This window comes from Microbulbifer sp. GL-2 (assembly GCF_007183175.1).
Classification (GTDB): Bacteria; Pseudomonadota; Gammaproteobacteria; order Pseudomonadales; family Cellvibrionaceae; genus Microbulbifer.
Genome location: NZ_AP019807.1, coordinates 4923566 through 4944581 on the forward strand (window position 1 = coordinate 4923566; position 21016 = coordinate 4944581).

Below are 21016 nucleotides of genomic sequence, written 5' to 3' on the forward strand. Positions count from 1 at the left end.
TTCCCCTCATAACCAGTTAGATCTCTCTTTAGCATCAGCCCAGCTCAAAAGTTGTTACGCCGTACACACGATCATGCATGATTTTCGGTGTAGACCCTAGGTACATCCTGGCACAACCAAAGATTTCCTTCATACCAAATTGACGGACTAAAGACATTGCTGCAGGGTTATTTTCCGGAACATCCAAAAACACCTCGGTGCCTGCTACAGAATTCACCAGGTAGCTGTAAATAACTTCAGCAGTTTGTTGATTATTTGCAAACAAAGGCCCAATCTTGAATCCTTTTCTACATTGGCGCATTACTCCATATCCTTCCAGATGCCCATCATCAACATAACCAACGGCCCTGGAGTAATGCTGAGACATCCACTCCTGTAAAAAATTATCTCTGGATGCTGGAAAGCAGGTTCTATCATATTGAGCCAACTGATCAAAAGATATTTGATCGGCAGGAATAATATTTTTATGAAAACTGACCTTCCTGCTCGATGAGCTATAAACAAAACGTAGGTTACGATGTGAGAAAACAAACCCTCCTCTAGCATAGAAGTCCCGCATTTCAAAAACACCATCCAAACCAACAACTGTCCCAGGAGAGAGTCGTGCTATCATTTTGTCCCGCCGCATCTGCCACAGGCTGTTTCCGTAACCGCGCTTACGGAATTCAGGACGTATGATAAAAAAACCCATAAAGCCGTACTCCCCACCATAGGAAGTAATTGCCCCACCTCCAATTAGCTCTGTGCCAACATCCGCCGCAATAAACGCTTCAGGGTCAGTATTCCAAAAAATCTCCGCATCATTTAACCCAGGGTTCCACCCCTCTTCAGCTGCCCAATCCACCAAAAGAGTAACTTCCTCTCTTTTCATTAAACGAACAGTTAGCTCTTCGGACATTCTTCCCTCCCTCAAGTCGCACTTCGAATTCCATCACCCGTCGACAACAATAAAATTAAGACCTCAACCTTATACCTGCTAATCTTTTTCAAACTGCACTTTATTTATATTCACGAAATGAACTACAGAGAGAATGGTTCCAAATGGAATATTCAACAAATAAAGGCTTGAAAATATATGCAGAGGAGCTACACACCAGGTTCGCTATTGAAAAAAATGCAATAATCACATAACTTTCCAATACCCACATCCCGATAAAGACCCCGAGCACTATTAGCCCTCCATCCAGCTCCAGGGAAAATAACAAAGCAATAAAGTATACTAGGGCGGCAAGAAATACGAAGTTACCAGAAAGTCGAAGCCCCCAAATAATTTTTATCCGGGATAAAGCTGCAGCTCCCTCCACCTCTATACACGACTGGGTCAAGTATTCCGATACGCTTTTTGCTCCAGTTTTACTCGCCATCAAATCACCTCTTGGTGCCTGATAAAAATCATTACTCACAATTACTCCCATAAAAATTAAATTTTCCAACCAACAATAACATACTTTCACAATTAACTTCTCAACATTAAAACGTGAAACCAAGAACCCCAAATCTGACAATTGAGCTTTAATAAATATACATATCGAAATTTAAATGCGACACCCTCTACTGAAATAATTCTATTTTTTATAATCAAGTGTTAATTGTGCCACATCAATGGTTGACGAATAATTAACTCACTCCGGTGCCAGGAACTTAAAAGGGCTCGCCGGCTTAAACAGTGAATCCGCCTCCCCTCCACGGTTTTCAGGAGTATCTAACCTCATACTCATAACCTTAGCACCAGCGCTGAGATTTAACTTGTCCAGATCTACCCAGATGACTGAAGGGTTTATAACTGAATCAAAATAATAACGCTTTGAGGTCTGGTCTATCACGGAACGCCAAAGCGTAGAGGCAATATTGGGCTTCTCTGGGTCACTCATCCCCAATGGGACGCTGACTGCACGGATTTGAGAAAATACAGAAGCTAGTGCATCACGCCGCTCATTGTATTTTGGGGAAGACTTAAGAGCATAGCTGGCTCGGGCAAAGCGATCAGCGGCACTTATAGTACCGGGCAGAAAATTCTGTCCTCCAATAAGGTTCCAGTACGTATTTATAGCCAGTTGCTGTCCATAAACTGGGGAGTTGGTCATTACTGTATATTGCCTGCCATGGTGTACCTGCAACTTACCCTTTATATATTCAAATATTGCTGAATCACCTGATGGGTCTGAAATGGCGATATGTGCCGATGCAGGCCGTCCATTTGGTAAATCTGTACCAACCACTGTAAAGGGCTCCTGCTTCATCGCACTTACGGCCTCATCAACTGTGCGATAATTGTCCAGAAAGTACTGTAGCCATGCCCCAACTGAGATCCCTGGCTTATCTCGAGCATCCTGGTTTCCATAATCAGCCTCAGCCAGATATAACAGGTTTCCTACCAATCCAGCTTCATTAATGCCATCTGAGGTTGCCGATTTATAGATACTAATTACGACAGAGCCATACTTGGATCTCCAGGATATAGAGCCCTTACCAACGCCACCATTGCGTTGCATTCCTTTGGGAAAAGCCCAGAAGTCCATAGCCGCCTTAACATCACTCCAGTCCATGCTTCTTCCAGTGATGTACTCTCCACTACCAGTTTCATATAGTATTCGTGTACAAGCTTCAGCTGGGGTAGTAATTGTAAAAGGGATAACTAGGGCAGTTGAAACCAGCCTGCAGAGCAGAACTCTAGCTTTACAAATATTACGTAATCCCATAAATTTTCTCCGCCTGTTATGGGCCAGCCAGAATCCATTCCTCTTGGAAGGCTGAATTATTGGAAATAAATCGAATATACGGTTAGGCTGGGCAAAAATAGTCTTTTAGCGAATCTCAATATATGCCCAGCTCACGAAGTGTGGTCTTAATTCAAAAAAAACCCTGTCCAAAGCTGTATTTCTGTCGCACCTTCCGACAAACCACATTCACTTCTTCCTGGGCTTCAGTAAAATTCTCCACAGGCGGAAAAATATGCGCCATCGACAGAATATAAATAACAAACTATACAAATTACGGTGGAGATAAATTATGAACTCTATTGGGAGACTGGTAATCCTGGTAAGGGATTATGATGAAGCTATTCAGTTTTACCGGGATAAATTAGGGTTTGAGGTATTTATAGACTCCGAAGCTCCACCACTTCGATTTGTCCATGTTCGTCTCCCCAAGCAAAAAGATATGGGTATTTGGCTACTGCAAGCGTCCTCTGAGACCCAAAAGCAAAATATCGGGAGGCAGACGGCCGGACAGCCTTGCGCAGTGATATACACAGATAATTTTGAAGATGAATACCAACGCCTGATCAATAATGACGTAGAGTTCACTAAACCTCACAGATCTGAAACCAATGCAGAGTTTGCCCACTTTGAAGATTTATACGGCAACGAATTTGTTCTTGTGGAATTGAAAACTGAAGTTGTTGAATAATCAACCTGGAACGAAGCATCGTCAATCATCTCAAGCTGACTTTCAGAGCTTTGCCTGATTTCAGCCTAAGCTTCTGTAGGGCTACCTACAATTCATAACTTGCATGGATAGTCGATGCTTTACCAATAACCAGCTGTTTACTTCTCCTTCACTATCAAATATAAAACGGCAATACTCGCTTGATCAGCAACAGGCTCCCATAGCCTCATTCAACTTAACTGGTTAATCCGGTTATAGAGCAAGTTTTCATCACTGGGATGTAGTACTGCTGACTTTTTACCAATTAGTACTGATCAATAAAAGCCAATCTGGCCATTAGGGCTAGTGGACTCCAACCAACAAGAAACACCTGTGCTACTGATGCCGATCATTTGGAAATATCATGAATAGAAGCCTGATTTTGCTGATCCCCGGGCTTACAAGAGTAACCAGCACCGCGCAACTCTCTGAGTTTACCGAAGGTCTTATCGCGGCAAGTGAGCGTATGCCCCTCACCCCCATCGCAGACCCGTCTGTACCTCCCGGAGTAAATCGCTTACGGGTTTCGTCCAGTAGACATTCCCTGGAGCTGGACCTGACAGAGGCCTACTGGAACGACCTGGTTCCCAGTATTACCCAGCAAACACTGAAAACAAGACTCGCAAGGGGCTTCTCCCTTATCTGGTTTTGGCTGGCAAACCTGCATATCTGGACGGGAGTTCTCCAACGTAAGTATCTGACATTTGGTCTTACCTTGTCCGCCCTTGCCTTTATTGTTTGGTACCTTGGTACAATTATTTTATTTGTGGAAGCGATTGAACCTGCTGCTGATAACCCCCTGTACCCCCTGGTAGAAAAATTGAAACACTCAGTGGAGTATATTGGCGGCTGGCGGATTTGGGCGGTGGCCACTGCTGTGGTGGCCTTGATGCCAGTCTCGCTACTGGTGGACATTTCGGATTTCTGTAAGCGTTATCTCACCAATGAGCCTGCATCTAGGGGTAAGCCTGCAGTCCGCTATGAAATTATCCGCCGCGTACGCGAGCAACTGGAAAACAACTTGGCGCAGGAGGAATACCAGTCGGTAACTATTGTCGGGCATAGCTTTGGCAGCGTGGTCACCGTAGACTTGTTTGCCGACCTTCCGCCCATCGGAATTCCTGTGCGTATACTGACCATGGGCTCCCTAATCGAAGTATTGGGCAAGCAGGCGCCGTGGTTACAAAATGAGGTATTGGCGTTGTCACAGCGACAGGACCTGATCGAATGGATCGATATTAAATCTCACTCAGATTGGTTTGCCAGCGGCTCTGCGGTTCCTGAAGCCCATCATTGTTATGAGCGGATTATTGGCTCCTACGGTACTTTTCCAGACAAGCTGGCAGCCAGGGTCCACTCCCGCTACTTCGACAATCAAGAGGCAGTGAGGCTTTTACTTTCGCACTTTGAGCGGCAAAATAACACAACCATTCCCAGCGACGAAGTCACCCTGAAACCAGTTTAGTCCATTACTAACGTAAATTAATTGCTCTGGAGATAATTACCAGAGCATTTAAAATATCAACAACACGCCAATAGCAAGGAGAATAGAGATGTCGCCCAACCAGCCAATGAGGGTTATTTCGACCCTGTGCGTTTTTCTGGCGATTCTAATCAGTAGCTGTACCCAGCTGGCCCCCAGATATGATGCCGAGCTCTATTCAGACCTAACAGAAGTTAACGCTGAACTGATGCAGTTCTTTTCCTCAGTTTCCCATGGCACCAGCAAAAATTCCTACAAAGAGAGAAGTCAAAGCTATCATTCCCTGATTGGGAAAATTGATGCGTTGGTCATGCAGTCAAATACCCGCCCAATTCCCAACAAAGGCACCTTGGAGGAGATCAATAACTACCTCAATTCCAAGGGAACCAATATTGCCTTCGAAGCTGAGCCTCCCAGCGTTGCCTCTCTGGAGAGAATTTCCAGCAGTCTAAACCAGATGCGTGAAGAAGACGAAGATAAGGGGCTGCGTGTTACCGCTGTGGCTCTCTTCAAGAATGAGATTGTGATTTCCATGGACCAGGCACTGACCTACGAATCTTTTTTAAACCGCTAAGGACTTCGACATGTCACTAGACGTAAACCAGCTGATTTCCAGTATCAAAGATGCAGCCTCTTCAATTATCAGCCACGATGTCACTGAGATTCGCGGTTTCTCAGAACGTCAGCTTTCAGCCTTAGCCCTTCAGGCAAAACTGATCGCCAAAGCTATCGCGACAAAAGAGATAGACGAAGACTTAAGGGATTATTTCCTGGACTCCCTTGAGGATATGGCCCTGAACTTTGCCAAGACCTTGCGAGGTCTGCTGGCAGTTACTATTGAGAAGGTATGGAACGCGATCATTGGGGTCATATGGTCAGCAATAGAGGCCTGCACTGGGATATCATTAAAAGTAGCCTGCTAACAATCACCGAGCAATCACCGAAACTTCTTCCCTGGCAGCTCACTAAAGTGAGCTGCCAGGCTCTCTTTCTTTTTAGTCTATAACTACATTGGATTTGAGTTCTCTAAGAGCAGCATTCAATCAATATTTGACAGTATCAATAGGGATATTGGAAAAATCACCGGGCCCGCCTGGCGGCATACAAAGGCTTTCATCCGTATTCACCTGTTTTCACTTTCCCGGCTCACCGGCTTAGAAAGCAAAAATCTATCAATTTTCTAATACCAGGCGATCAGGTTTCCATATATTGTCTAAAGACATCGGCATAATCTGGATGCCAACGGGACAAAGGTGGTCGATCCTCAATGATATCACCAGCCGCCCAAGCTATGCGCTTATTATCCATCTCACGGGTTACATCATTATCAGGACAAAGAATATAAAAATCGCCAAGTTCAATCCGCTCTAACATAAAATCAATAACTTGATCTGGCGTCCAGGCCGACTTGGGTTTTTGAGGACTGTTACTCATTCCCGTATAAGTAAACCCTGGTATTAGCAGGTGTGATGAAATCCTATTGCTTTTGCTGCGTAGCCCACCTTCATAGGATAGCTCTCTGAGCTGATATTCAAGAGCTTCGGTTACTACTTTTACAGCGGCTTTACTCGCATTGTAGGCTGGATTACCTGGAGGTGTTGTTATACCCTGCTTAGACCCTGTATTAATTACTAAGGAGGCATGTTCCTGCGAAATAAGCTGAGGAACAAATACATGCATGGAATTAACAACACCCCAAAAATTAGTGTTGATTATATTTTTCCAGTTGTCAAAATTTTCCCAACACTTGTTTGGAAAATCTACACCAGCGTTATTCATAAGAAGGTCTATTCGACCAAATTTATCAACAATCTCAGCCTTAACCTTCTCCAATGACTGAACATTCCCAACATCTACAACGAATGAAAGCGTAGAGTCAGGCAAGACCTCAAGGGCCTCTGAAATTTTTTCTTCATTCAAGTCGATTAGGCCGACTCTCATCCCCATGGATGAAAATTTCTTTGCCGCCGCCAATCCAATCCCGTCAGCGCCACCACTAATAATAGCAACATGACCTTTCTGAAATATCGAGCCATTCATAGCATTACCAATGCGATACATTTAATACTTAGAGAAGTATGGGAAATATCTACTGCCTTAGCAACATGACTTTATTCCCCAAACCTGATAAACTCCTTATCAGCCCCGAATTATCCAACCTGTATTCAATAATGAAAATTCCACACTAATCTTTTATTCCGCCTCCAAATTACGAAGAAAATATCATAAAAGATATTGGGCAAATACAGAGTTTATACATAGTACAATTAAAAAAAATGGCCCAGTCGTTAAGACTGGGCTTACAAACCACTTAAATATGAAGCAGAGAGCAGGTTATTTCATCATTTTTAGCATTTCATTGGCCACACCAACTGCTGATGCAGGGTTTTGACCAGTGATAAGCTCGCGATCAACAACAATTTTCTCACCCCAGTCAGCTTTTGAACGCTTATAATCACCGCCGGCATAAGTCAGAGCATCTTGAGGGGTATAAAATAACTCATCTCCTTTCAAGTAATATTTGGTTGCAGTTGCTTCTTCAGTATTACTAAAAGAGGTAAGGTCATAGTTTTCGTAAATCCAGCCAGCCACAGACTTCGGCTCTTTACCACGTTTCATACTGGCCTCAAATTCCTTACTATTAGGCAGTGCTGACAATAGTGCGGCTGGACCATGACAAACCAGTCCTGTTGGCTTTCCCTTTTTGTTAAAGTGAATCAGGAATTCACCCAGCTTATCATTGGCTACAAGATCAGCCAGAGGGGCATGTCCACCGGGAACAAATATCGCATCAAAATTCTCAATACCAATTTGTTCAATGCGTGAGAAACTAACAACTGGAGAGTTGCTCGGGTCAGTTATCTTTAATTCCTCAAGTAAAGAGTTGTGCGCGTCATAATATTCTTGATCCTTTTTATAATGATCGAGAGTATCAGAATTTACATCGAGAGTAGGTGCCATTCCCTTTGGTGACGCAAAGGTCAGGGTGTGTCCCTCATCCAGAAAAATCTTAACCGGTTCCATTAATTCATTACTATAAAAACCGGTTTCATATTTGGTGCCTCCTTTTAACATCATCTCAGATGCATCAGACATAACCACCAATATATTGTCGGCGAATGCTACTGGACTAAATAGCAGGGCTGCAGCCGCTATCACCTGTTTAATTTTCATCTTAAAAACCTCTTTGAGTACATTTGCAAGTGGGATCCATTGTAAGTGTTGTCAAAATAGACACAATCTGGCACTTTGAAACTCAATGTTCTCATCTTAGAAACAGTTGATTTTTATAATCCATATACTTGGCACCAGAGGCATGGAACCTTTAAACCTTCTAGAAAGGAGGCTCAAAGTACTGGTGTAGCGGTCATTCTTGTTTGAATCTGCATTTTTGGCATCCTGCTATTTACTTAAGAATCCAATCAGTCAGCCCCCATCGATTTCATTGTCACCAGCGTCGCCCCATGGAGTGTGGCAGCAAACCCTTGTGCCGCATAAATCCGCTTAATTACTGGTTTTCCTGCTGAATAGGATGATCTTCCCAACAATAAGTAACACCGCTAATACTTGGCATCTGTTCCCTCTGCAATACGATCGAACACTCCCCAGTCAATTAATGACTGCTGGGACAACCTCCACCTGATTATCACTTCGGGGGAGACTGTTGGTTTCTGGCCGCATCACACTAGCGATACAACACTGACCCGATACTTCGCAAGGGAAGCCATCTCGGGTATCCCGCACCGATGAGATCTTGATTCCCCTCCTGGGCTCAACTTTCAGAAGACGCAGTGACGTACCCGAACAATGCTGCTTTATTCAATCAACCAGACTACTGTTACATTAAAGTTGCCGGGCCTCACTCCCGTCGATTTTGTCATGGAAGCCGGTACCCACCAGCTGAAGTGTCGAAAAGCCTGGGAGATCTCTATTGATAACCCCCATATCATCACCTAAAAGAAGCAGTCTGAAAGTAGACAATCTGGCATTTGGAAACAGCTCACTAGCTGCTTCGTCTCAGTTTCCGCATAATTGAAGGCCGCACACGCAACTGAATAAAAATGGCCTGATGTATGTGGTTTAAAAACCTTCGTATCTATCGCTTAACCAAAGAATTTAGCCTGGACGCCGAAAAATTGAACGAATTGCTGGAGACCCAGGCTTTCGTGCCCTGTGGCAGCCAGGATTCCGCCCGCTACGGCTGGGTCCCCCCTTTAGGACGCCATGGCAGCCAACTGGTGCACTCCACCAATGGCTACTTAATGATCTGCGCCAAAAAGCAGGAAAAGGTACTACCTGCAGCGGTCGTGAATGAAAAAGTGGAGGAGCTTGCCCAAGCCATCTCTGAAAAGGAAGCCCGCCAGGTTGGCCGCAAGGAGCGGCAAAACCTCAAGGATGAAGTGCTACTGGAGATGCGCCCAAAAGCCTTCGCCCGTTCGCGACTGCACTACGCCTACATCGCCCCCCAGGACGGCTGGGTGGTAGTGGATGCTTCCTCAGCCTCTGCCGCTGAAGAATTGCTGGAAAATCTGCGCGAAGCGATCAGCAGTCTTGCGGTAATACCGCTTTCTGCCAAGAATCTGCCGCAGCAGACCATGACCCATTGGCTTACCGCACCTGAGGCCCCCACACAGTTCGAATTTGGCCACGAATGCGAACTGCGTGACCCTAAAGACAGCGGTAGTGTTATTCGCTGTAAAAACCAGGATCTGTGTGCAGAAGAAATCCACAACCACTTGGTGGCTGGACTGCAGGTACATAAACTGGGCCTTGTTTGGCGCGGAGGGGTGGAATTCCTGGTCGACGACCAGTTATCCCTGAAGCGGGTAAAGTTCAGCGATGAGTTGCTGGAAAAGGCTGACAGCGCCGATGCGGATAACGCAGCACTGCGCTTTGATGCGGATTTTGCCGTAATGACCCTGGAAATCTCTGCCCTGCTCAAGGACTTGCTTGCGGCTTTCGGTGGAGTAAACACTGAGTCAGTCAGCGTAGAGGAAATCGTGGCCAAGGCCTCCCGTGCAGAAGCCGATAACTTGGCACGAGCAGTGGAGGAAGTCGTGTTTTGATTACTTACCCGGCGCGATGCGCCAGGTAAGTCGGCCGGGGAGAACGCTATATCGCCTCTCCCTGTGCGGGTTCTCCCACAGCGGGGCCTGAGACCCCGGCTTGATCAGAGCCTTATATCTCAGTAATGGGGCGGCCCGGCTCACCCCACTGTACGTGATACTTGCGCTGCTCAGGCTGGTCCACACGGGAGAAAGTATGAGCACCAAAGAAGTCCCGCTGCCCCTGCAACAAGTTGGCCGGCAATGATTCTGTGCGGAAAGCATCGTAGTAGCTCAATGCAGAGGATAGCGCCGGCACCGGTATACCGTTCAAAGTCGCACTCGCCACCGCCTGGCGCCAGTTGGCCTGATTCTCGGCAATTTGCTGGGTAAAGAAATCATCCAACAACAGATTGGAGAGCCTGGCATCGCGCTCATAGGCATCGCTAATAGACTGCAGGAATACCGCGCGAATAATACAGCCGGCACGCCAAATGCGTGCAATCTCAGAGAAGTTCAGCTGCCAGCCCTGCTCCCGCGCAGCCAGCTTCATCAGGTCGAAGCCCTGTGCATACACACAAATCTTGGCGCAATACAGCGCGTCATGTAGTTGCTGAATGACTTCCTCACGCTGCTCCGCCGCCACTGGGGAAATTTCCGGGCCTTTCAATTTTTGTGCCGCTCGAGTACGCAGGGTTTTGCGCGTAGATAGCGAGCGGGCATAGACCGCCTCGGCAATACTCGGCGCAGGGCAGCCAACCTCAAGACTGCTCATTGCCGTCCACAACCCGGTACCTTTTTGGCCGGCACGATCCAGGATTACATCCACCAATGGTTGCTCGGTAACTGAATCCAGGGTAGACAGGACTTCCGCGCTGATATTAATCAGATAGCTATTCAACGGCCCGCGGTTCCACTCGCGAAACACCTCGGCAATTTCTACCGGGGACATAGCCAGCGCACTGCGCATGACATGGTAGGCCTCACAGATCATCTGCATATCGGCATACTCAATACCGTTGTGCACCATCTTTACGTAGTGACCGGAACCGATTGGGCCAATATAAGCTGCGCAGGGCTCCCCCTCACACACAGGATTGCCCGGCTCAAAGCGCTCAATGGGCTGGCCGCTGGCCTTATCTACCTTGGCTGCGATGGCATGCCAAACAGGCTCAATACGACTCCAGGCATAGCGATCTCCGCTAGGCATTAGTGACGGCCCGAAGCGCGCTCCCACCTCACCGCCAGATACCGCCGTGGTAAAGAAAATCAGTTTGCCTTCATAGCGCTTGGCGCGCTCAACGGAGTCGGTCCACAAACTATTGCCAGTATCCACCACGATATCATCGGCTTTTAGACCCGCATCCAGTAGCTTCCCACAGACATCGTCCACTGGCGCTCCCGCCGGCACTGACAGAATAATCAGATGCGGTGCCTTTACCTTTGCCAACAGCTCAGTGTACGAATTGCAGGTTTCCACCCGTGCGGGCTGTTCGCCACGCTCTTTCTTGTCCTGCTCCAGCAGTGCACTGAGCCGGTTGTGATCCAGGTCGAAAGCACAGACCCTGTAGCCGTTATCCGCCAGGTTCATGATTAGGTTTTTACCCATCACACCGGCGCCGATAAAGCCAATATCGCACTGTGAATCAGACATCAAGTTCTCCGTATAAAGAAAGATAGGGGGCCTTCTGGGGCGCGGAGTATAGCAATATGAATCCGTGGCCGGGAGAGCAAAAACCCAACAAAATACCCTCTGAACAAGGTAAAAACAGCCTACAAAGCGTGGAGAATGGTGAAAATAGGTCATTGCCCTAAGTATTCCGTTGGCTATCGCAGACAGCCCCTATTTTATCCTTTAATGCCACAATCCTGGCTTCACATGCCTTCGCTATAGCCCCCTCCAGCGGCTTCTAGGCCTTACCGACGTATTTGAACAGACTGTGTAAATATGGGCACAGTGGTACTAGATATCCCCAATAAGGCGTTAGTGCGTAAGTTCCAATAAGAGCAATGCCTCAATCCTTAGCTTGGCGCTATTAGTTAGTCCCTTCAAAGCCTGTCAATTTCGAGTTCCCATTTCAGCTTGCACACAATGTGGTTGGCGCTACTTTAATAGACTCACATTTCTTCCTCACAACGCCCTAACGTACCACCAAAATCTGTGTTATAAATAATTTTGGAATTGAATTTAAATACAGTTAAAAGAAATTGAAAAAGTAGATACCCTAAAAATATGCTTAGGCTATTTATTGAATAGCGATATCCCACTGGCATCTTAATTTTCATGGCTTTCTGTAATTCGAATACGCTTCAGAAATCATCCAGCCCACCCAACATACCATCCTAAAAATACATAACTCTCAAACTCACTTACTGAAAATTTAGTAGCTGCATAAATATTACTGATACTGGGAAGAACCGCCCCCAACAAAAAATTTATTCCATTTCGTCTTTACTAATGGAAGGTATTAGAAATTGGACCGGCCTCATTCATACAGTCGATCTAATTCTGCTATCTCCCAGCGATGATAAATGTTTTTAAAGGCGGCGTATGAAAGATGTTTAAGTACTATGCAATACACCTGCACAAATAATTAATTGAGATACAAGGAATATTATTGTTAAAAAGATCCTAACCACTGTTTTTATCTGCCTTGTGTTCTTTGGCATTTCCGGGCTTGCGAGTGCTGAAACCTGGTTTTCTCCAGGCGCTATCGCTCTGGAGAAAACCAGGTAGATAAAAAAGGCCTCACGCTTGACTGCAGTCTTTCTTGAAGCGTCAATTCAATCGGGGCAGATGCCTCAGTAGGTAGCCTGTCACTCTCGGGTGGTACATTCAATATTTGTCGCAGAGTCTCATTTAACAGCCTACCATACCCTCTGGTTGGCAATGCCAAAAATACCATTAGCTTTAGGAGGTCTGAGCGACTCGTTTGATCAATCAACCGGAAGGATTATATTTATCAATGCCCAAATATCTAACTCAGGTTCAGCTAGTGTCTGTGTAATTAATGGCGCTGCCTCTACAATCCCCAATCATCTTACACTATACCCTAAAATTTACCTGATTATATGGACTGTCATAGATACCGATAACAGGTGCTGGTGGTATCTGTAGCTTTTTCTCAAATTACTTATTCATTCCTTATACACTTCATTCCACATTCAGGAGTTTGCTGCAGGTGTAGATTTTTATTTCCGTCCCTCAGAAAAAGTACGGGACTCTCACTAGTACAACCATACTATTGATACATTAAACAAATAAAAAATCCATTAATACCTCCATTATTGCCTCACACAACCGACCTCCCCCATAACCGACAGCAACGCATTATTATGCTGCACCCCGCCTCCGCTTATTCGTTGGTCAATTTAACTATATAAGAAACCACTTCGTTCAATAAAAATCGAATTAGAGTCTTGCAGATAATCTATTAATATAATTGCAAGCAGACAATACCCCTATTTGGTCTGCTTGCTGAAATATTTTCTCGGACAGGCCAACTATCAATCAAATGGCAATCCGCCTATGGGAATACTAAAATCCTTTGCTAATACTAAAGCCCACAATACGCGGCTCCAAAGTAAAGACATTAGTAGTAAGCCCCGAATCATCACTATTGGTAAACATATCCGTGATTGGCGCATCATCAAAGATATTTTTCACATAGAGCTGCATATATAATTCAGAGTTAATATTGCTGAGACTGACTGAGGCATTGAGATTACTCCAAGCCTTTAAGCGATCATACTCCGTATTATAAACCCGTGCATAGCTCTCCGATTGACGATAATAATCTGCCCGTAAGGTAAGATCCCAATCTTCAATAGGAATAGTATGCTCAACACCAAAGTTGATGGTAAAACGAGGAGCATTTGGCAGTTCATTTCCACTCAGATCCGCGGCAAAGCCGCGCCCTCCGTTTGGAGCATCGGTGAGCGGGTTGTAGGGGGCAACCCCATAGATAATATCGTGACGAAAACTAGTCTCAATCTCTGGCGTAAATGAACCATACCGCGCCGACCCGGAGCAAAGCGACCAGAGAGCAAATGCATCTGCATAGTATTCATTGCTAGTACTGAGAATAGTTTCAACCAAATCCGTTGGCGCAATACAATTGGATGGAACCTGAATACTTGGTCGAACCAGTACCCAGTCTTCATTACCCTGAGTACGATTCATGACATCAATAGACTCTTCTCCATCCGCAATACGAGTCTTTAAGTAACCAATATTCATATCCACTCGAGTAGCATTGGTGAGCTGCCAAGCCAACTCCAGTTCCAACCCCATACTCTCCGCATCAAAGTTTTCATTAAGAGAAATACGGTCGACAATTTGTGAAACCTGATAGTCGGAATAGTCGTAGTAGAAGCCATTGGCATTCAGGGTTAAACTGCCATCAAGTAGAATATTTTTGGTACCAAATTCAATTGCATTGACAAACTCCGGTTCAAAACTATCTTCCAATGGTTGGTATTGCACTACAGTTGGATCAATTTCAGCACGAGGTGGATTGGTACCCCCCCTTTGTAACCATGGGCAAAGGAGATATAAAGCATGGTATCATCTGTAAAAGGTGTTTCTGTCCGCCAGTCCAATACCGCACGGCCTGTATATTCCTGCCAGCCCAGGGTAAACTGACTTCCCTCCGGGTAACCACGGTGAATAAGGCCACCAGATGTCTCACCTGACCCAATTTCACCAGTATCAATATTATAGAAAGTGCCCAATAGCAGCTGACTGGGTATCGGAGTTGAGCGTTTACGATCATCGGTATAACGCAGGCCTGTGGTCAGTTTTACATCGTCATTAATTTGCCAATAGGCCTCTCCAAAAAGTGCCCAGGAACGAGTTTCTAACAAGTTGCGACTCAAAAAATAATTATGCCCCTCTTCGTCAATATTCTCTAGAGAGTTGGGGTCAACATATATACAGTCCGAACCCACATTCCCCGCTGGATCTGTACAATTTTGGGTAATCAAATTGTTATTCTCATCTCGATCCAGGTTATATAGATATTCCGCGAGCATGCTAAATATATTATTGAAAATAAAATAGTCGTCCTGGGTTTTAAAATCCAGGTAATTAGTGCCTACTGAAAAATTCCAAGGGCCATCAAAAGATGTCTGCAGGCGGAATTCCTGGCTCCACTGTTTGTTATCGGAACGACTAATATCTACCGCTAGTATTCCATCTGAAGGGCCCAGTTGCGGATCGGTATAAATCCCACCAGGGGTCGGATTGAGGTCACCACCATCATTAAAAACAGGACCTGAAACGTAGCGATTGTAATCCTGGGAAGAATAGTAATCATCTTTCGCGTAAGTTGACTGGGAATAAAATGTGAGGGAATCACCCAGAGCCCACTCAAAGTTCAGTTGTACAATGTCGTTCTCCGCCCGAAAGACAGGATCATAGCTAGTTTCAATCTCACGAAGATCTCGCGACTGACTTGCATTAGCATAAGGATCGGTATACCAATCGATTACAGGCCCATAATCCGTAAAAATTAACCCCGTAGCAAGAATATTGGCAAAACCCCTAGCATTGGGCACATCGTAAGCGTTGTCACTGTAAACCGAGCCAGGCAAGCAGCCCTGACTGAAAAACACCTGGGCAGGGCCTATTAATTCAGTATCACCTATCTTCGATAGCCCAGGATCTTTGGTGCATAGTTGCTTTCCGGTACGAGAACGTTTGTCATCTTCCTCAAAATGCTGCCAGATAAGATTGGCGCTAAAAGACTCGTTCGGCTCCCACTCAAAGATGACACGAGTGGAATAGAGGTCACGGTCATTAACATCGTTACCGGTATGAAGGTTGTAATCAAAACCATCACGCTTGGTTAAAGCCCCAGAAAGGCGCAACCCCATAGTTTCACCAATGGGTAAGTTAAACATACCGCTAGTGCGCTTGGAATTAAAGCTGCCTATCTCTGCCTTAATCTCCGATTCGAATTCTCCCTCCGGCATAATCGGTAACATATTAACTACACCGGCGGTAGCATTGCGTCCATAGAGAGTGCCCTGTGGTCCACGCAGTACCTCTACTCGCTGTACATCAAAGAATTCCTGTTCAAACAAGCGGTTACGTATTAGAGGAGCATTATTAAAGCTCACTGCTACTGCAGGGTCTGAAGCAGCAGAAACCGCTTTGGTACCCACACCGCGAATAGAAAAATTATAAGAACTAAAATTTGATTTGGAGAAGTTAACATTTGGCACCGCACGCAGAAGCTCTTCACCGCGTTCAATCTTTAGGGCATCCATGTTATCCCCAGAGAGTGCAGAGACTGCAATGGGAACATCCTGAATGCTCTGTTCTATCTTCTGAGCGGTTACAGTCACTTCCTCAATGGCTTGCCTTGTGCGAATACTCTTCTCATCGTTTTGCTCATCCTGTGATAAGGCCGTCAATGGCGTAGATGTCATTATCAGACAAGCAATCGCAACGCTATACCAAAGGGTATTATTATTGACTGGATTAGTGGTACGAATTGCTCGTGCAATCAACTTTTCTTGCTTACAAAGGCTCATCATCATACTGAGTTTCTCTATTTTTTCTCTATTATTCTTAAGTCAGCCAAACAGCACCTTATCTCAGGCCCAACCGAGTTAAAGACGGAAAAAACTCACAGCAGGGGATTAAACTCTTACATCCCCGTGAACACCAGATACAAACAAAAAGCAAAAACACCAACAAAAACTTATATTTTTATTGACAGAAGCTTCCAACTTCCAACTTCCAACTTCCAACTTCCAACTTCCAACTTCCAACTTCCAACCAGAAAATAATAGCCAAAAAATCAAACCCGATAGAAACTTTAAAGGAATCATTTAACAACCACCAAACACTCAACCCTTTAATTTTCTGAAACTTCCTCCATCACCTTACGAACCCTCACCAGGGCTCGCTGTATTAGCTCCTTTACTGACTCCCTGGAAATGCCCATACGTTCAGCAATATCCTGATAGGTTAATCCTTCAAAACGATGAAACTTGAAAGCTGTTCCAGCTCTTGGAGGTAGTCGTAAAATAGCCTGACAGACACGACTGCAGTCTTGCATGCCTATTACTGTACGCTCGGGTGTGATCACATCTGGAATCTCCATCTCACAACTCAGTGACTCATGGAAGGACCTGCATCGGGACTTTTGGTACCGACCATGGCTAACCAAAAGATTTTTGGCAATGGTATAAATGTAACTCTTTGGGTTTTCAATATCCGCGTCAGATTTTTTGACTTGCAAATGAAGATGAGTAAAAACCTCTTGCACCAAGTCATCCACATCTGAAAAATTTACCCTGGAAGAAAAGTATCGCCTCAACCCTAAGCGATATTCCCCCACCCATACGGCCACATCTTTTTGGCAGCTTTTGTTCATAGACAAACAAGTATTTGGTCAATTGAAAATGTGCCAACTACTTAGCTATACTAACATAAACTCAAAAAGCGCTAAGTAGACACTCAAAACTGGACGAATACGAAAAGAAATTTTTTTGAATCGACACGAACATTTCACAAACCGACAAGACTTTGACCAACAGTCCACAAAAAACAAGCAAAAGTACGGACTGATAGGTCAAGAGAAATATTTAAAAAATTTCTTTTTGGAAAAATTACCTACATTTATTTTGACTTATTCGATTTCCAGAAAACCCAGAATAACCTCAGCACACTTATTGATAAACTTCTACAACAAGCAGAAATGGTGAATCGTACGCCTATATACCCTTTACACCATCAATACCTGGAATCTAACGCCATACTTTCCAACCAAAAATGTTTTCACTTCACCAGACAGATGGAAACTATTAGAAGCCCCACCAACTGAACAACAACAAAAATTATTCACCCGCGTATAACTGGCACACAAAGAAATTTCCACATCAAGGATAATCCGATTTATTTGCAGGGTGATTTATCCAACTCATAGAAAAGAACAAATCGATAACAGGCAGCAGCAACAGAAGGCGAACAGCAGAGACACTCCATATTTCCAAAAAGGTTCAGCAAAATATCAACCCAGCACCCCAAAAAAAGATGCCTTTTATTTTAAGTACCACTTACCCATTACTTAAACTGGTACAAAATCAGCAACCAGGGTGGCCCCTCAAGCCAGCAAATCAACAGACTAAAGAACTAAAAATCTCTTTTCTTTGTTTATATTATTCGGTACATTAAGTAGCATTGCTGACAATTGGAGACTATCTTTACAATCCAAAATCAAAATATTACGAACATCTTAAGCTGAAGATACACAATTGAAAGCCAAATAGGCAGACACACATCTTATAAGGACAACAATAATGATTCTCTGCTTCTCTATAGCACCGCTTATGACCGCCAACTTTATCTATTTAGTAACTCTTTTTGACCCTCATTCAGTATCATCCCTTCCAATTAGTCCACATAAGAATTGTTGAACTATCGAGGATAAAAAACAACGGACTTTCGACACAGGGTTTTCACTTGTAGACCACCTAGCCTCTCCAGAGAAAAACAATACATAGAAGAAACTTCCTTTGGTTGTCTGTGTTTATAGCTTCAGGACCAATCACTCCAGACATAGCTCTTGGAGTGAAATCTTCTAAAATCAAACCAGACAGCTTCCCTATTTCATTATTTATACCTACAAACAATATTACCCTAGCCGTCTATAAAAAAAGGGGGGGGCTTCCCGATCATCTTCAGCCACGACTTTCCTGGGCTCGCTTTTATACACTATAAAATGCATGCCGCAGCCAAGCAGGTTACCAAGCAATCGTTGCAGATCTGCGCGGATTTGGTCGTAGCGATATACCGCAGAATATATAAGCATACGTAACTACAGAGGCCTGCGATGATCTAATAGGCATGATGGGGTAGCTCGGTTGCTGACGCCATAGCCTTAATCTATCCAGAGCGCTATGCTGGCTTAATTGAAATAGGGACGTCCCCTAATGTTCACCCCAGAGATCTTCCAGAATCAAAGTACAAGTTAGAGATATTGTCGACAAGCCAGCCTACAACTGTTTTATGCAACAAACGGAGATCTCTGAAAAACTCTTAAAAAGAATGTCGATCTTTTCCCAGAAAAATTATTTAAAGACCCAGAATTTTTCTGACTTAACTAAAGATGCACCTGAGAGAAAACTGGATCTGGCCACTGTGATGCCCAACCCCCAGAAACAAAGTACTCTCTTTATCCCAGAGGATATATTGAAAACCTATGCTGACATTTTCAGGAGAACTGAGTTTAAGGTCGGAATATACCGGTATCGGGCTATGGATATGATCTGGAACGAGCTTCAAAAATCCAATCTGCATTGGTAATTGAATATTCCATACTTTTATCTTTGGCCCGCCCAGGACCCAAATTAAAACCCTTGGGTTGACAGCCGAACTGAAAGACCATATCAATGATCTCCTGGCCTTTGCCGTTGAAGATTTTGGCCATTTTGCTATAAAAGAGAAGCCCGAAGAATTATCGTGTTTCATAGTCAATTGGCTTGCCACAAAATTACCCGGACAAAACTTAGAAAATAGAATTATAATTAAGATGGAACTACTTTTCATGAACGCACTTAGAAAGCACAAATTCCTTTCTATAACTACATTCTTCAGCCTTCTTTTGGCTGCGGTTAGCAGCTTCGCAATATCAATTCCAAATGAAAAACCGTACACATTTACCACTTGGAGTAAAGAAACTGCAGAGGGTTACAGTGGTTTCTTTGACGTTCCGGAGAATCGTAGTAGTAAAAACAGCCGGAAAATCATCCTTCAATATGTTCGTTTTCCCGCAACTGGAGAGAAAGCAGGCCCTCCGATAGTTTATCTGGCTGGAGGTCCAGGTGGATCTGGAATTATGGCTGTAAACTATCGCTTCGGTATGTTTATGGCTCTGCGCAGGTACGGTGATGTTATTGCCCTTGATCAGCGCGGTACAGGGCAATCCAACAATCTGGAAAATTGTAAATCCAAGCAGATAATTCCACCACTAGCCCCCACTACAGACACTCAATATATCAAGCAACATCGTAGTGCCCTGCGAGAATGTCTCTCATTTTGGCGAGATAAAGGTATCGACCTTGCAGGTTACAATACGGCAGAAAATGCGAGAGACTTGGAGGCTCTTCGGCAACACCTTGGGGCTGAAAAGGTAGTATTGTGGGGCACATCATACGGCAGTCATTTGGCTTTGGCCGCGATAAGGGAGATGGAATCATCTATTGACCGGGTTATCCTTTCCAGTGCCGAGGGTCTGAATCAAACCATAAAATTGCCTTCCAGGACAGAATCGTATCTGGATCGCCTTCAATTAGCAGTGAACCAACAACCCGCTGCCAAATTGGCCTACCCTGACATCAAGGGGTTGATGCAGCGGGTACACACCAAGCTGGACAGACAGCCATTAAAGATCCAGCTGTCCCAGAGCGATGGAAGTAAACTGGGCTCCCTGTTGCAGCGTAGAGATATGCAACAGATCGCAGCAGCATTTATCGCCGACCCCAAAAGTGCAACGCACCTGCTTGCTTTTTATCGCGCAATAGATCGAGGGGAGATGCCCGCCTTCGATCAAGTACCCAGACGCTATTTCCCCGATGGATTCTTGAGCCCGGGATCAGCTATTTCACTGCGTCCTATGTCGACCGCTATGGATATGGCCTCAGGTATCAGTAAAGGTCGTAAGGCGCAGATTGGGGAACAATCCAGAACTGCACTCCTGGGTAGCTACCTCAACTTCTCCTACCACTATGATGGCTTGGCGCCAGAACTGGATCTGGGTGATAGCTTTAGGGTAAACCCTGAGGGTGACATCCCCGTTCTTTTATTGAGTGGCACCTTGGATGGCAGAACCTATATTGAAAGCCAGCGAGAAGCCGTTGCCGGACTAAAAACAGTAACCCATGTGACAGTGAAAAATGCCGGTCATAATCTTTTCATGGCATCCAAAGAGGTTCAGGACACTATCAACCTGTTTATGGAGGGGCGTCCCATTGAAAAAACCACCCTTACTGTAGATCTACCGAATATGGCTCCCAGTGAGGAGTAAATGATATAGATAAAAGTGGTGTG

16 protein-coding genes are annotated in these 21016 nt (G+C 44.8%); 6 read left to right on the plus strand and 10 right to left on the minus strand.

Annotated features, from left to right (window positions below):
- Positions 1-34: 34 nt before the first annotated feature.
- The 3 genes from GL2_RS21260 to GL2_RS21270 form a co-directional block, all read right to left on the minus strand.
- Positions 35-898: a GNAT family N-acetyltransferase gene (locus GL2_RS21260; protein WP_143732714.1), complete on the minus strand. Its 864-nt coding sequence runs from the start codon at positions 896-898 to the stop codon at positions 35-37.
- Positions 899-998: 100 nt separating this feature from the next.
- Positions 999-1403 carry a hypothetical protein gene (locus tag GL2_RS21265; RefSeq protein WP_143732715.1) on the minus strand — a complete coding sequence of 135 codons (405 nt, stop codon included), beginning with the start codon at positions 1401-1403 and terminating at the stop codon, positions 999-1001.
- Between the two features lie 219 nt (positions 1404-1622).
- Entirely contained in the window at positions 1623-2546 is a 924-nt protein-coding gene (locus tag GL2_RS21270; protein WP_232053707.1) for a linear amide C-N hydrolase, read from the minus strand.
- A 463-nt stretch (positions 2547-3009) separates the two neighbouring features.
- On the opposite strand from GL2_RS21270, the gene GL2_RS21275 reads away from it, so the two are divergent.
- From GL2_RS21275 to GL2_RS21290, 4 genes are all read left to right on the plus strand, one after another.
- On the plus strand, positions 3010-3408 hold the full coding sequence (locus GL2_RS21275; RefSeq protein ID WP_143732717.1) for a VOC family protein: 399 nt from the start codon (positions 3010-3012) through the stop codon (positions 3406-3408).
- Between the two features lie 382 nt (positions 3409-3790).
- Positions 3791-4891, plus strand: a complete 1101-nt coding sequence (locus GL2_RS21280; RefSeq protein WP_143732718.1) for a lipase family protein — start codon at positions 3791-3793, stop codon at positions 4889-4891.
- 88 nt (positions 4892-4979) lie between these two features.
- Positions 4980-5483, plus strand: coding sequence for a hypothetical protein (locus GL2_RS21285; protein ID WP_143732719.1), 504 nt, complete (start codon positions 4980-4982; stop codon positions 5481-5483).
- Between the two features lie 10 nt (positions 5484-5493).
- Complete coding sequence (locus tag GL2_RS21290; RefSeq protein ID WP_143732720.1) at positions 5494-5832, plus strand: hypothetical protein; 339 nt, start codon at positions 5494-5496, stop codon at positions 5830-5832.
- Between the two features lie 271 nt (positions 5833-6103).
- Here the strand turns inward: GL2_RS21290 and GL2_RS21295 are convergent, their stop codons facing one another.
- Together GL2_RS21295 and GL2_RS21300 are read right to left on the minus strand one after the other, a co-directional pair.
- The gene (locus tag GL2_RS21295; RefSeq protein WP_143732721.1) at positions 6104-6949 is read right to left on the minus strand and encodes an SDR family oxidoreductase; all 846 of its coding nucleotides are present in this window, start codon (positions 6947-6949) and stop codon (positions 6104-6106) included.
- Positions 6950-7243: 294 nt separating this feature from the next.
- Entirely contained in the window at positions 7244-8083 is an 840-nt protein-coding gene (locus GL2_RS21300) for a type 1 glutamine amidotransferase domain-containing protein (protein ID WP_143732722.1), read from the minus strand.
- Between the two features lie 899 nt (positions 8084-8982).
- Here GL2_RS21300 and rdgC point away from each other — a divergent pair.
- On the plus strand, positions 8983-9975 hold the full coding sequence (gene rdgC, locus GL2_RS21305; RefSeq protein ID WP_143732723.1) for a recombination-associated protein RdgC: 993 nt from the start codon (positions 8983-8985) through the stop codon (positions 9973-9975).
- A 112-nt stretch (positions 9976-10087) separates the two neighbouring features.
- Here rdgC and gndA read toward each other — a convergent pair whose 3' ends face one another.
- The 5 genes from gndA to GL2_RS21610 form a co-directional block, all read right to left on the minus strand.
- Entirely contained in the window at positions 10088-11608 is a 1521-nt protein-coding gene (gene gndA, locus GL2_RS21310) for an NADP-dependent phosphogluconate dehydrogenase (protein ID WP_143732724.1), read from the minus strand.
- 1884 nt (positions 11609-13492) lie between these two features.
- Positions 13493-14440, minus strand: coding sequence for a TonB-dependent receptor (locus GL2_RS22190; RefSeq protein ID WP_197736492.1), 948 nt, complete (start codon positions 14438-14440; stop codon positions 13493-13495).
- The gene (locus tag GL2_RS22195) at positions 14440-16500 is read right to left on the minus strand and encodes a TonB-dependent receptor (RefSeq protein ID WP_197736493.1); all 2061 of its coding nucleotides are present in this window, start codon (positions 16498-16500) and stop codon (positions 14440-14442) included. The genes GL2_RS22190 and GL2_RS22195 overlap by 1 nt, the downstream gene beginning before the upstream one ends.
- 320 nt (positions 16501-16820) lie before the next feature.
- The gene (locus GL2_RS21320; protein WP_143732725.1) at positions 16821-17342 is read right to left on the minus strand and encodes an RNA polymerase sigma factor; all 522 of its coding nucleotides are present in this window, start codon (positions 17340-17342) and stop codon (positions 16821-16823) included.
- 1724 nt (positions 17343-19066) lie between these two features.
- Positions 19067-19624, minus strand: a complete 558-nt coding sequence (locus GL2_RS21610; RefSeq protein WP_172621003.1) for a hypothetical protein — start codon at positions 19622-19624, stop codon at positions 19067-19069.
- A 181-nt stretch (positions 19625-19805) separates the two neighbouring features.
- Here GL2_RS21610 and GL2_RS21325 point away from each other — a divergent pair, with 181 nt between their 5' ends.
- Positions 19806-20993 (plus strand): alpha/beta fold hydrolase, encoded by a 1188-nt coding sequence (locus GL2_RS21325; RefSeq protein ID WP_232053708.1) that lies wholly within the window; start codon positions 19806-19808, stop codon positions 20991-20993.
- Positions 20994-21016: the final 23 nt, after the last annotated feature.

Bases quoted from the DNA above. Each gene is read 5' to 3' on its own strand.
- GL2_RS21260 (WP_143732714.1), bottom strand. From the start codon at position 898: ATGTCCGAAGAGCTAACTGTTCGTTTAATGAAAAGAGAGGAAGTTACT.
- GL2_RS21270 (WP_232053707.1), bottom strand. From the start codon at position 2,546: ATGGACTGGAGTGATGTTAAGGCGGCTATGGACTTCTGGGCTTTTCCC.
- GL2_RS21275 (WP_143732717.1), top strand. From the start codon at position 3,010: ATGAACTCTATTGGGAGACTGGTAATCCTGGTAAGGGATTATGATGAA.
- GL2_RS21280 (WP_143732718.1), top strand. From the start codon at position 3,791: ATGAATAGAAGCCTGATTTTGCTGATCCCCGGGCTTACAAGAGTAACC.
- GL2_RS21285 (WP_143732719.1), top strand. From the start codon at position 4,980: ATGTCGCCCAACCAGCCAATGAGGGTTATTTCGACCCTGTGCGTTTTT.
- GL2_RS21290 (WP_143732720.1), top strand. From the start codon at position 5,494: ATGTCACTAGACGTAAACCAGCTGATTTCCAGTATCAAAGATGCAGCC.
- GL2_RS21295 (WP_143732721.1), bottom strand. From the start codon at position 6,949: ATGAATGGCTCGATATTTCAGAAAGGTCATGTTGCTATTATTAGTGGT.
- GL2_RS21300 (WP_143732722.1), bottom strand. From the start codon at position 8,083: ATGAAAATTAAACAGGTGATAGCGGCTGCAGCCCTGCTATTTAGTCCA.
- rdgC (WP_143732723.1), top strand. From the start codon at position 8,983: ATGTGGTTTAAAAACCTTCGTATCTATCGCTTAACCAAAGAATTTAGC.
- gndA (WP_143732724.1), bottom strand. From the start codon at position 11,608: ATGTCTGATTCACAGTGCGATATTGGCTTTATCGGCGCCGGTGTGATG.
- GL2_RS22195 (WP_197736493.1), bottom strand. From the start codon at position 16,500: ATGATGATGAGCCTTTGTAAGCAAGAAAAGTTGATTGCACGAGCAATT.
- GL2_RS21320 (WP_143732725.1), bottom strand. From the start codon at position 17,342: ATGAACAAAAGCTGCCAAAAAGATGTGGCCGTATGGGTGGGGGAATAT.
- GL2_RS21325 (WP_232053708.1), top strand. From the start codon at position 19,806: ATGGCTGTAAACTATCGCTTCGGTATGTTTATGGCTCTGCGCAGGTAC.